We start from the raw sequence: 11925 nt of genomic DNA, 5'->3' as shown, positions 1-11925 counted from the left end.
GTTCCTGATTTCCAATCTTTGAGCTTGACATACCAGTCAGTTCGACCAAGTTTAGGATTGTTAAAACTTGTCACTTCGCCACCGATCGACCGGATGAAGTTCTGCTCTCTAAAGCTGATATTTTCCTTGACAATTTTCCAATCCTTCGTTGTTTCAAGAAAAGCCCGATATTTACGCACAACATCCCTTAAACGCTCTATCCTTGCAAGCTGTCTGCCAACTGAATTACAGTTACCATCTTTGCGATAGGGACAATCTCCGTGCTCCCAGTACTGCACAGGTTTTTTTAATGTGTTGCGGGCGTGTTTAGCGGGGTCGTATCTTTTGGGGTTGGATATACATCTGTTGTCTTCTGTGCATTTCATTTGTTAAGCTCCTTTTGAATAAGGTTAAGAAGTGTAGCTTTTTCTGTCTGTGTCAAATTTTTATACTTTTTTGCAAACTGGGTTTTAACGGTGTCAATAATCCACTCAGGTTTAAGCCCTGCAATCTCACGGGCTTTTTTAATGTCTGAGTCGGTTATTATCCTGTTTGGTGTCTCGGTATCGGTCGGCTGCGTTTTTTCTTCCTGCATTGTTTCTGTTGGCTTATTTTCACCTTTTGGCAAAGCCCATTCCGGTAAACTTGGAGTTTTCCAATAGAATTTGTCTTTTTGCTTTGTAGTTGCATAATTCCAACCTTTTTGTTTTGTTGCTGAAACAACGGCATAAACAACTTCAAGATTATAAAGATAACGACCAATACCCCACTGAACAGCTGACCGCTTCATAGCGTTTGAGATACCGCCTTTTGTTGTTTCAATATCAGTATTATCAGCACCATCCCACTTGGTTATCCACTCCCCGTTAATTTTTACGGATATTCCGCAACTCATCCCACCGTTTGGAAGTTCTCTTAATGCGTTCTGCCATCCGTCAATTCCGAAAACTTCATCAAGTCTGTCCTGTATGGCTCTATTCTGAACATATGCCAAAACCATAGCCCAGAACCCATCATCATTTTTACCGCAGGATTGAACTCTCCATTCAATCTCATCTGCTTTAAAAGGTCTTTTTAATTCTGCCTCAATTTGTAAAATTGTTTTCATACCTACCTCATGTCTAATGTTTCGTTAATCATATCCTTTTCGCTCTGATAACCTGTAAAACTGTTCCACGCTCTCGGTCTGGTTGCCTTCCACCGTCTGGCACGGATTACCCTGATTGTGTAAACAAAGCACTCATAACCTTTTACAAGTGCTATTGATAAAATAAGTAATCCGATAATGATTAAAATGTTTTTCATTTGTTTGCCTCCTTAAATTTTCCGTAACTATATCCCATTTCATACGCCTTAAAAATCTTATTGATTTCTCCGCTTGCATAAGTATATCCTTTTTTCCACAATTCTTTATCTTTTTCTCTCGCTGAAACCTTCAAGTTAAAAGTTTTTTCAAACATTTCTAAAAGCTCATAATATTCAGATGAATCTATCATTTTGTTTACTCCATCTCAAAGTTAAAATAACGACCATCAACAAGATAAGAATAACCCCAAAACACACAAAAAGCAACAAAAAAACACAAAAAGACACAAAATAATGATAAGTTGCTGAAATTGTTAGGAGATAAAATCACTTGATAAAAAAAATGCCCCCCTAATAGTTCTGGCTACATCGGAGGGCTGTGTCGTAAATTAACTTTGAAAGAACAATGGAGTAATTATAGTATAAAGAAAGATACCGCCCCTGTCAAGTAAGGGACGGCATTTTGTTTAGGCGGTCTGTATGGTGAACCCGTTTAGGGATTAAACGGAAACTTTGCAGGAATATTTCTGACCTTTATATCCTATTACAGCCATACCCGTTTTCTCAAGTATGTCGAGATCTATTTCATAAGCCATTGCAGATATGTTAAAATTTGGGTCGTATATAGCCTCACAGTCAAGCTTTTTATCTTCGTATGCTATGGAGATACCAACCTTATGTTCTGTGTCGTTATACACGGTTGTTATACCGTATTTGTTCCCTTTACTGTCCTTTAAAAAAACAGTACTTGCAAATTGTGCAATATTGCAGGAAACAAAAAACATTAAAACTAATGCGATCAAATACTTTTTCATTGTTACTCTCCTTTAAAATATTTATTCAGTCCGTCTATTTCGTGCTGTAATTCGCTAACCTTCATTTCGGCTTTGATTCTGTCCGCTTCTTCACGCAGGCGACCTGCTTTCTCATCGTTTAGTTGTAAAACCAGTTTTTCGGTATAACCCTGTAAAGCGTAAACATCACCCTCTAACTCGTTCATCCTTTGCTCAATATTAACGGATGACTGGTTTTCCTTAATAAACTTAAACGCTTCTTTTAAAGCTACAAAACCAAGCCGTATAAGTTCACCGTAATTCATTTGCTTTCCTGCCATATTTTCTTAAACCAAGCGACAACCTCGTCATCTGTTTTGTTATCGGTCTTTTTAGCAAGGGCTTCGGCTGTTTCAATCAAAAGTGACTGGACGGCTTTGTCGTTAAGAAACTTCATAAGAAATTTAATAAGTGCTTTCATTTTTTACTCCTTTAAAGGTTTACATTTATATTTGTTGTAACATTTACAAAACGCCTGCCTCTCTGTGTTTCCATAAACCAACCCTCTGACTCGCCTGTATATATGAGAGGAATGGATGCGTTATACCCTGACAAAGCACCTTTAACCTCAATAGTCATACTTGTAATATATCCACTTCCATTACGAGTTGAAACAAATCCTAAGTCCGTTGATGGTGCTGATGTATTAAGGTTTCTGACATATTGGATTGCATTTAAAAATTCAGCAATGGTTTTAGATATGTTGTCATCTGTTGTTGAGTTTGTTGTTATGGGTAAGGTTGCTTTAATAGTCAATCCATCTGGAGTTGCAATAGCAAGCGTTTCTATAGCTGTTGCAACTGTTCCTGATGCAAGCGTCTGATTTATGTGGACTCCACCATCAATAAAATAAGCGTTATTATCAATAGCACCGTAAGCGTTTAAGGTGGCAATAAGTTCATTTGCGTTAATTATGTATCCCTTGTTATTAGTTACCATATTTCCGATAACTGTTGCGTTCATAGTGCCATAAGAAACATCAAGTGTTTTTGCATTATAAATAAGTGACGGCAGGTCTGTTCCTGTTGCCGCTGTGTTTGAAAATGTTATGTCGGTAACGGCAGACAGCGTAACACTCGAAAGGTGGTCATATACACGAATGCAGCTTGCCCCTTCTTTCCAGTCATTGCCTGTGTCATGGGGTGCTGAAACATTAATGTTTTTTGACCATATTATTAAATTAGCACCCTGATAAAGATCAAACCCGTATATGTCATTTTCGCCTGAGTTTGTATAGGTTGTGAAATTAAAGTCTGATGCAAGAACATTAGTAAGATTTACAATTCTTACTGATTTTGCCCTTATAGTAATATTAGCCGTTATTGAGCAATTAGTGGCTTCACTTACTATTATAGTTCCATATCCACCATCTTCGATACTATCTACGGCAAATTTAACAGTTTGAAAAGGATAGGTTGCTGTTCCGTCACCTGTTGCATCACTACCGCTTGTGCATGCTACATAGTAGGTTTTACCAAAAGCACGGTCTGTAAAATCAGCCCATTCGCCCTGTTGGTAAAGTATTCCATTTAATTTAGCATATTCAAGGGCGGTCTTTTGAAATCCTGTATCAGCCATACTTGTTACATCTACTCTTGTGCCGCCTCTTGCCCAGATACCTCTTAAACTCGGTTTAGCCATTTGTTCATCTCCGCAACTTAATAATAATAAACTAATACTCCAGATCAGCCATTTCATCACCTGCATCGCCCACATCCTGCATAATGCTACTGTTAAAATAAAATGTATCAGAGTCCTGTAGGGTTATCCCTATCACCGTAACTCCCGCAGGTTTTGCCTGTCTGAGATACGGTAAACACACGCTCGGATAAGGCATTTTATCTCTATCGCAGTAAAAAGCAACACACGAAGGATAATATTCCATTGTGATCGTTTCTTCATCTGACATCAATTTTATGATACTATCCATATTCTGGATTTTACCCTGTGAATTAGTGCTTGCTATTTTACCCCGTATTATCTGGCGTAACATTATGTCATCAGTCGTGGGAATAGGTGCATTATGTTTCTTAGCCATTTCCTGCAAATCGGCATCCTCAAGAAAGTCAATATCTGACATTCTCATCATATCACGCAGGATAACAGCCATACGGTCTGCAAAGTCTATAAACAGTCCTTTTAACAATTTAAATAATGTCATTTATACTGCCCCAAAATACGGTTATTAGTTAATGTGCTGTAATCGGTCGGCTCTGCTACGCCTACGCCTGTAGCTTGAAACTCAACGGGTAAAAAATCAGCTGTCACCCTTGACTCGTCTAAAGGTGAAAAGGTAACATTAAAAGTATAATCAGCTTCGTAGTAAGTATCACCATCTTCATAGACCGTGCCGTCATAGCTCCCTGCGATAGTGGGTATCTCATCTAATACGGCAAGGGCTGTGGCAAGTTTTTTTGAATTCGCCTGTGTCCAAGTTCCAGCGTTATCATATACGCCAAAATACTTAGTGCCGTTTACTGTGTGTATTGCTATCATTTAAGACCCCACAACCATATAGCTATACTGTGACTCAGCAGTTCCACATACAAATTTGAAATTATAATGATTTCCTATTGTAAGCGATGAGCAGTCAATATCTCCTGTTACAAGCCTATTTAAAACAGTTAATGTGCCTATGTCAACCCAAGCAAAAATCAGAGGATACTCGGAAATTCTCTTATAAACACTTACTGTTATTGTATCAACATCGGAAAGATTAGTATAACCGATACAAGAATAAGAAGCCGAAGTTGTAACCGTTGATTCTGGAACAAGAATTGATATATCTCTAACCATTGCGGATATATCATCTGAAACGATCCACTCTTCTGAGACTGCTTTCACGGTTATATTTTCATTTTGACTAAAATCATCTTCGCTAAATTCTAAATTTTCTTGAAATCTCCACACACCTTCCGAGAAAAAAGGCGTTGTTGTTGCCAAAAGAATCTCCGAGGTGTCGGCTTTTATTCCATATATTTTGATTTCGGTTACTAATTCGTGACATGTGCCCCAAAACTCGTTAATGACGTCATCTTCCAATGTCCTGACAAATTGACGCTCATTTGCGGTTGAAATATTTATAAAAACATTAGCGATTGTAATGATTCCGTCAGCATCAGTAAACCCCGCTATTCCATATCCTTCATTGCTTGTTGATAAACCACCATTTTCATCATAATAATAGGTTGTGGATGCGTTAAAAGCCGTTGTGATATTGTCAACCGTTGCTGTCATCTGTGACCTATTACTTGTAATAGTCGAAGTATCGGGTTTTGATGTATCGGCATAATTTACTACAACCTGACTTGTTTTAGTCTGGTCGATTATTACTTTTCCTATGTTTAGTTCGCTCATTATGGGTTCACCGTAATTCTGGCTGTTGGTATTCTTATTGCCTGCCTTGCCGTTGCTTCAATATTTGATGTGTTATAAGTCACATCGTCTGTGCTTACTGTTACGGCTAAACTGGTGAACTCTGTTCCTGTCCAGTCTGCAACCGTTGTAAATAGTGAATTAGTTCCATATACGACTAAATCTTCACCTGCTTCGAGTGTATCAGCCCACGCCTTAATATATGCTTTAAGTGCTGTTTTCTGGTCGCCCGTAAGTGTCGGCACGGTCGTTAAAGCAGTATAAATATTGACCTCTTCAACTCTGGAATATTCAATATTCACAGTAGATTTATTACCTATGGTGATTGTTTCTTCAATTTTATTCGGGGCTGATGCTCCGCTATATGCTCTTATGCCCGCAGGTTTAACAAAAGCAATCGTTTGACAAATTGCAGTATCTACATCTGCTGATGTGTCGGTCTGGTCAACTATAACTTCAAATCTGGCGTTTTGTATATCATCAATTACCGTTGCGTTATTTACCCCTGTTATTTCTTTTACGGCTTTTGCAATAGCATTTTCAGTATATTCCTTTGAGTTACTTTCTGACTGTATTCTTATTCTCGCCTCTTCGTCTGTTTCAACATCTCTACCGTCTTGAAAACTGCTTGAGCTTGAATTAGTCACGCTTGCCAGACCTGATACGGGGCTTACTATTTCATCAACCGTATCATCAGAAATAGAACCGATAGAACCTATCTCAACTGCTTCAACATCAATAAGGTGTGTGCCTACTGCATAAGTTTCTGCTTTAACAGGTCTAAACTGCAACCCCTCAGCGTTTTGAAAATAATCAGTAGTGGCAAGTGTGCAAGAGCCGTCACAGACTATTGTGAAATCTGTTATCCTTGCCCTTGACCCTCTATCTCTTATTTTGCCTAATTGTGCAAGTTGCAAGTCTAGAGCATCACCTTCTGCAAGGATGGTATTATTATTCTGCACAAGTTCAAGTTCATCATAAAGTTCGCTTGCCGTGTAGCTTGTTATATTAAAAAGCTGTCCGATAATATCAGTAGGTGATAAATTGACATTGACATCTACATTTGTTCTTAAATCCTCTGCGATCTCATTTTTAAGCTCAAGAAAAGTTTTTGCTGTTATCATATTATAACCTCATCTTTATAAGGGATTGTCCCCTCAAGTGTCTGCACATTACAACTTATAGTTAAAGTTCTATCTGCGGATAACTCATATTCAAACTCGCTTATATCTACTACTCCGACCGTTTCAAGAATTGCCTGTTTAATGGATATTCTCATAAAAGCATCCTGACCTTTCTGGAATCCTCTGATATAGTCAACGCCTAAAAGGTTATTAAGGAAATATTCACCTTTCCAAGTTCTGATATTAGACCTTATATTTTGTGCTATTGACTCTCTATTTCTAACAAGCTCAAAAGTCCCGTTAGTAAATATCAATTCACCGTCTGCATTAGTTTTTAAGTTCATCCTTCAAAATCTCCCATTTTTGACAATAGCGTTAAAATGTTTCCTGCCACTAAGGGGTTAACAAGCTCAGCAAAATCAGCTTGAGAGCTTAAAGGCACGGGAGCACCTGCAACCGTTACGGTCGTGGTTGATAAAGAAATTATTACACTTTTTAAAATATTGCCTAATTCGTTTATCAATTTTATAAAATCCTCTGTATTGCCGTTTATCTCTATTTTACCGTCAGCGTGCAAGACAACGCTCATATTATCATTTTTAAGCCCGCATTTGCCGTCTGCAAGCGTTAATCTACTGCCTTTAGGCGTGAACCCTGCTATGAAATAAGAATCGCTAATATCGTGTTTTCTGGTTGTATAGCTTGACTTTGCATTGTTAAGATATGCCGATAAATCTTCATCAAAGGAAAGTAAAGCACCATAACACCCTTTTGACACAGGCACAAATAAACCGCTAACCCCGTTATTAGTCATTTGAAATATGGGGATGTTGGGAATTATTTTACCGTTTTCTGTTTTTACTTCTACAGACTGTTTAGTGTGGTCATATTTAATAACCTCGCAGGGGATGGCTACTTTTATCTGGCTTTTGAGTTTATCAAAAATCCGTTCAAGTTCCTTGCCTATTGTCATTTTGCCTCACAGGTCATTAACCAGTCATTGCCTTTTGTCGAGCCTTTTACTGTCACGCTCTGCACTACAAAGTCGCCAAGCTCACCTATTCTCACTCTACGCCCGACAATTATATCGGGGATGATTAAACAGGTAAAGGATAAATATTCAGTTTTAACAAGTTTTTTATTAACTACTTCTTTGCCGTTTACAGTCTTTTTTTCTTCGATCTCTTCAAAAGCAAATCCCCTTTCTGGAGTGCCTACAAGTCCGTTTGAACTATCGAGTATTACAGTAAAGTCATCTATCGCTCCAGTTATGCGGTCAACTACATACAATTGATTGTTCTGGAATAGGGGTTTTTTATCGGTTTTTGAAAGTATATCTGCAAGTGATTTTTTAGCAGTATCTAAAACCACGCTTGACACGGTTTTTTTACCCTGTATAACATCATAAATTTTGTCTTTCATACCTGCTACAACTTCACCGCCCGCCCTTGTAAATGAATCAAAAATATCATTTATCATATTACGGTAATCTACATTTTCTGCATATCCTTTAGATACCTGTGCAAGTCCTGCCGTTATCGTATCACCGCAGGTTATGTAAATACCTCTATCAGCACCCTGTTTGATATGTCGCATACCTGTAATATCTCCTTTATAAAGCAGGGTTTCCGAATCACCGTAACCTACATATATTTCAGCTTGTGAATTGTTACCGCTGTATATGTCAGGTGCTTCCATATTCCAGATAGTTATATCGGCTGTGTCAGGGTCTATGCCGTTTGATCTTTTAACGGAAAAGTCAATTGCAAAATCTTTATATATTTCGTAAACTACGGCATTATTAAGACTAAAAAGCATTTCCTCTGTATCGGGAAAGCTAATCAGTTTAACTCGTAAATTCCGTTCCCGCATCATCACTTATCACCATATAAAGATTTTCAAAAGTATCGTCTTTTTCATCACCGATAAAAACAACCTCAGTATTTTCTGGGAATCCTACAAATAATCTGGCATATCTCACACCAACGGCAACAAAAGCACCTTTAAACAGTTCATTATTATCTGAATCGGTTAGACTCCAAGCCCAACGCTCGGCTTTGGTGTTCCATCTGAACACAGCGGAAAAATTCTCATCACCTATTGTTAAACGGGTTGTAAAATAAGGTGTATTTTTGGGCATTGTTAATTTTCTCATAATCCTCTCCGTCTATATACACCGCCTAAAAAGGTTTCATTTACGCTTTCCGCTTCTGTGGTAGTAGCTTGTTTTTCAGTAGGCTTGTTCTTGTTTGCTTTAGCTGTTGTTTTCTTGCCTACATCGGTTGAAGGGTCGGAACGGTATTCTTCTGTTTTAGTCGATTCTGCAAAAAATACTTCTTGCATATTAAGGGTTATTCTCAAACCTTTTTGCAGTTCACGGGTTGCAGATACTTCATTTATCATCATACTTTTTAGCGTTCCTGTATAAGTTTCTTCAACATCCACCAAAACGCCCCTAAGCTTTTTAAGGATATTATAAACGCTCTCGGATAACCTTTCACCCTGTTCACCGCTTAAGAATCTGCCCCAGTTTCTAAACTGTTCACCGTAACTCTGTGGCGTGTCTGCAATAAACATACTTGCCGAATAGGTTGCAGGGTTATTCATAACTTCGTCACTAAGCCCCTGTTTGCCGTAGTCAATAGGGTGTTGAAATATTGTAGATGTAGAGTTATGGCTTTCCATTGTCAAGCCCTGTAAAGCAAAAGCATCAAATTTAATCCAGTAAGGTTTATATTTCGGGTTTACTACTAAAACAGCCATTTAGTTACCTTCCATTGAATTTGTAAAAGCTCTGAAATCATCAACAAAAAAGCTCTTCATTTTGTCAACATCTACTGGGTCAGTTATTGTTATAGAACCTATTGATATTGTTTTTGTGTTTGAAGGCATAGGCGAAGCAAATTTATCAAAACCGACTACTGTTGCATAATTAACTGTAGGTATCTCGGCTATGGTTGCCATACTTGCTTTTGCTCTTGCATACGACTCTTGGACTGTGGGAACTTTCTGCATAGCTTCCATATAATCTGCAAAACGTCTTGTTCCCAGAATGTCACGAAGTTTATCTATCATAGGGTCAAACTCTGATTTCCAGTATTCGTTTATGCTTTTAAGGTCATCAATCATATATCCGAAAATCGTCTTTTTATCAGTAGTCAAGGCGTTCCATAATTCGACAACTAAAACTGTTAAAACAAGTATTCCTGCACCTACAAGCAACGGCAGAACGAGCATCTTTGCAAAAGCCCCTATACCTGCCCACCCTAAAAGCGTAAGTTTAGCAGTAAGCCCTATAATACCAGTTGTTAAAGCACCAAGTCCCCATAAAGCGGTAGCACCTGCAACCCACATAAAAGCTTTACCCACAAATTGTAATGTGCTTTTAAGCTGTTCTGAATTTTCTTTAAGCCACTTAATTGCAGGGGCTAAATTGTTTATGATTGTCACAGCAAGTTTTGTCATTGAAGGTATCAGAACATTTGCAATCTGTGTTTTAAGTCCGAATGTTACAAGTCCTATGTCATCCATTCGGTCGTTATACTCTTCCATAGCGTTCATCATATCAACTGACATTACAATGCCTAAATCCTGAGCCCTCTGCCTTAGTTTGGCAATCTCGGTGTTGCCCTGCATAAGCACATCGATCATTTTAAGACCTGACCTGCTAAACAAATCCATACTTGTCGCAACTCTTTCAGCTTCATTAAGTTTAGGCAGATTTTCGGCTACTTCTTTTAAGACATCGTCATAGCTTTTAAGTGTTCCATCGCTTTTTTTAACGGATATGCCTAACCTTTCAAAACCTTTTAAAGCTGTTCCCGTGCCTTCGCCAGCCTCTGCGATACCTCTTTGTAAAAATTTATAGCGTTATTGAAGTCACCCGCCTGCACACCTGCAAGACCCGCAACATAACGCCATTCCTGAAAAGCTTCTGCGTTAGCACCTAAATTACGGGCGGTCTTGTTTGTTTCGTCACCTACCTTTGCAACATCATCGACAAATCTTTTAACGATATATCCTGCACCTGCTAAAGCTCCTAATGCTCCTGTTATGGCATACAGTCCGTTTTTCAAGTTCTTTGTGGCGTTCTCTGCTTGATTAAAACTGCTCCTGTCTACCTGAGCCCCTACACCGATTAGAAAATCTCTTATCTTCATTTTTTCCTCATTTCGAAAGCTTGGCAGTCGTCCATATATCCAATTGCTTCGTGCAGTTCAAGTAACTCCGATAAGTCCATTGAGTTGACATCGCTAAAGCTCGCATAGTTCCTCACAATAGGTAACCAGAACAGCCAATTTATTGTGTTGGCTTCTGTGTCTGTATATCCCTGCCCTGTTGGAGTAATTTTCCTTGTTCTCCAACTTTTTTTAAAGACTCCCCCAAAAAATACTTAACCCCCTCTTGAAAAAGGATAAACTCAAAACTAAGTCCTTCCTTCTCAAGCATTTGTTCCATAACAACAGGGTCGGAAGCGTGACCGAATCCTTCAATCATACAGTTATCAAAAAAGAGTTTTTTCATCCCGTCATAAAACGGCTCTTGGGTTATTTCAAACGCTTTTGATGCTAAGTCAATCAACTTGTCAACGGGAATATCCTTGTCAAGCCCTTCACCGCTCAAGCTGTTTAAATCCATTCCTTTCATCATTTTCATCTGAAAACCCTGATATGATGTGAAATACTTGGTCAACTGTATCAACGGTATTTTATACCATTTTACGGTCACGCTTCCTATATTCATAAGTTACTCCTTAAAATACTGGGGTTATCGGTGGGAAAAGTGCCTCAAGGTTAATCTCAAAATCTACTTCACCGCCTGCAATTACTTCATCTGCTACGCCTATGATCTTCCATTCGGTCGGTGTGTCTGCACCGCTTTCGGGCTGTCCGAAACTTACAAGTATTACCCTTGCTTTCAAACAGGCAAGGGCTGTCATTCCTCTAAGGTTAGTAAAAGTGATAGGTGCGTAAGTCTTAGACTTCTTAACCGCTGTAAGAATGTTATTTCCTGCGTGTGCTGAACCTACCGAAACAGTAAGCTCAAACTTATCAGGCACGGTTGCTTCTGCAAAGGTTACCGAACCGTCAAGGTGTTCAACGATCGTGACCTCATCATTCGGAAAACTTACGCTCACTGAATTGATACCGCTAATTCTCTGGTCGCCTACAAGCAACACATAAGATTTAGGGTCAAGCGTTCTTGTTGCCATTTAATCCTCCTTATATTGTCAAGCTGTATGAAATACGAATCTTATTAATCGCTCCTGCAAGTGTTGCAGTACCTTCAACACCGTCAAGCCATCTCTG

General features: G+C 38.7%; 20 protein-coding genes. All 20 read right to left on the bottom strand.

Features of this window, described 5'->3' with window-relative positions; translation table 11 throughout:
- The coding region (locus M0Q17_RS08470) for a hypothetical protein (protein WP_295085906.1) at positions 1-365 on the bottom strand (365 nt) is incomplete at its 3' end.
- Entirely contained in the window at positions 362-1087 is a 726-nt protein-coding gene (locus M0Q17_RS08465) for a Rad52/Rad22 family DNA repair protein (protein ID WP_295085905.1), read from the bottom strand. The genes M0Q17_RS08470 and M0Q17_RS08465, both read right to left, overlap by 4 nt.
- A gap of 193 nt (positions 1088-1280) precedes the next feature.
- Positions 1281-1475 carry a hypothetical protein gene (locus M0Q17_RS08460; protein ID WP_295085903.1) on the bottom strand — a complete coding sequence of 65 codons (195 nt, stop codon included), beginning with the start codon at positions 1473-1475 and terminating at the stop codon, positions 1281-1283.
- A gap of 309 nt (positions 1476-1784) precedes the next feature.
- Positions 1785-2099 (bottom strand): hypothetical protein, encoded by a 315-nt coding sequence (locus M0Q17_RS08455; RefSeq protein WP_295085901.1) that lies wholly within the window; start codon positions 2097-2099, stop codon positions 1785-1787.
- 2 nt (positions 2100-2101) lie between these two features.
- Positions 2102-2383, bottom strand: a complete 282-nt coding sequence (locus M0Q17_RS08450; RefSeq protein ID WP_295085899.1) for a hypothetical protein — start codon at positions 2381-2383, stop codon at positions 2102-2104.
- On the bottom strand, positions 2380-2538 hold the full coding sequence (locus M0Q17_RS08445; RefSeq protein WP_295085897.1) for a hypothetical protein: 159 nt from the start codon (positions 2536-2538) through the stop codon (positions 2380-2382). The genes M0Q17_RS08450 and M0Q17_RS08445 overlap by 4 nt, the downstream gene beginning before the upstream one ends.
- 11 nt (positions 2539-2549) lie before the next feature.
- The gene (locus M0Q17_RS08440) at positions 2550-3758 is read right to left on the bottom strand and encodes a hypothetical protein (protein ID WP_295085895.1); all 1209 of its coding nucleotides are present in this window, start codon (positions 3756-3758) and stop codon (positions 2550-2552) included.
- Positions 3759-3789: 31 nt separating this feature from the next.
- Complete coding sequence (locus M0Q17_RS08435; RefSeq protein ID WP_295085892.1) at positions 3790-4278, bottom strand: hypothetical protein; 489 nt, start codon at positions 4276-4278, stop codon at positions 3790-3792.
- Positions 4275-4613, bottom strand: coding sequence for a hypothetical protein (locus M0Q17_RS08430; protein ID WP_295085889.1), 339 nt, complete (start codon positions 4611-4613; stop codon positions 4275-4277). The genes M0Q17_RS08435 and M0Q17_RS08430 overlap by 4 nt, the downstream gene beginning before the upstream one ends.
- The gene (locus tag M0Q17_RS08425; protein ID WP_295085883.1) at positions 4614-5474 is read right to left on the bottom strand and encodes a hypothetical protein; all 861 of its coding nucleotides are present in this window, start codon (positions 5472-5474) and stop codon (positions 4614-4616) included.
- A complete protein-coding gene (locus M0Q17_RS08420; RefSeq protein ID WP_295085880.1) occupies positions 5474-6616 on the bottom strand; it encodes a baseplate J/gp47 family protein in 1143 nt (380 codons plus the stop codon). The genes M0Q17_RS08425 and M0Q17_RS08420 overlap by 1 nt, the downstream gene beginning before the upstream one ends.
- A complete protein-coding gene (locus tag M0Q17_RS08415) occupies positions 6613-6771 on the bottom strand; it encodes a hypothetical protein (RefSeq protein ID WP_295085877.1) in 159 nt (52 codons plus the stop codon). The genes M0Q17_RS08420 and M0Q17_RS08415 overlap by 4 nt, the downstream gene beginning before the upstream one ends.
- A gap of 185 nt (positions 6772-6956) precedes the next feature.
- Positions 6957-7589, bottom strand: a complete 633-nt coding sequence (locus tag M0Q17_RS08410) for a hypothetical protein (RefSeq protein ID WP_295085874.1) — start codon at positions 7587-7589, stop codon at positions 6957-6959.
- A complete protein-coding gene (locus M0Q17_RS08405; RefSeq protein WP_295085872.1) occupies positions 7586-8434 on the bottom strand; it encodes a hypothetical protein in 849 nt (282 codons plus the stop codon). The genes M0Q17_RS08410 and M0Q17_RS08405 overlap by 4 nt, the downstream gene beginning before the upstream one ends.
- Before the next feature lie 28 nt (positions 8435-8462).
- Positions 8463-8771, bottom strand: a complete 309-nt coding sequence (locus tag M0Q17_RS08400) for a hypothetical protein (RefSeq protein WP_295085869.1) — start codon at positions 8769-8771, stop codon at positions 8463-8465.
- Positions 8768-9379, bottom strand: coding sequence for a phage baseplate protein (locus tag M0Q17_RS08395; protein ID WP_295085866.1), 612 nt, complete (start codon positions 9377-9379; stop codon positions 8768-8770). Before M0Q17_RS08395 ends, M0Q17_RS08400 begins: the two co-directional genes overlap by 4 nt.
- Positions 9380-10297, bottom strand: a complete 918-nt coding sequence (locus M0Q17_RS08390) for a hypothetical protein (protein WP_295085863.1) — start codon at positions 10295-10297, stop codon at positions 9380-9382.
- A 128-nt stretch (positions 10298-10425) separates the two neighbouring features.
- Positions 10426-10776 carry a hypothetical protein gene (locus M0Q17_RS08385; RefSeq protein WP_295085860.1) on the bottom strand — a complete coding sequence of 117 codons (351 nt, stop codon included), beginning with the start codon at positions 10774-10776 and terminating at the stop codon, positions 10426-10428.
- Positions 10777-10915: 139 nt separating this feature from the next.
- Positions 10916-11359, bottom strand: coding sequence for a hypothetical protein (locus tag M0Q17_RS08380; protein WP_295085857.1), 444 nt, complete (start codon positions 11357-11359; stop codon positions 10916-10918).
- 10 nt (positions 11360-11369) lie between these two features.
- Positions 11370-11828 carry a hypothetical protein gene (locus tag M0Q17_RS08375; RefSeq protein WP_295085854.1) on the bottom strand — a complete coding sequence of 153 codons (459 nt, stop codon included), beginning with the start codon at positions 11826-11828 and terminating at the stop codon, positions 11370-11372.
- Between the last annotated feature and the right edge of the window lie 97 nt (positions 11829-11925).

Origin of the sequence: Sulfurimonas sp., from assembly GCF_023229105.1 — a bacterium.
Lineage (GTDB): Bacteria > Campylobacterota > Campylobacteria > Campylobacterales > Sulfurimonadaceae > Sulfurimonas.
The sequence above is the reverse complement of the archived record's forward strand: the minus strand, read 5'-3'. Positions and strand labels throughout refer to the sequence as shown.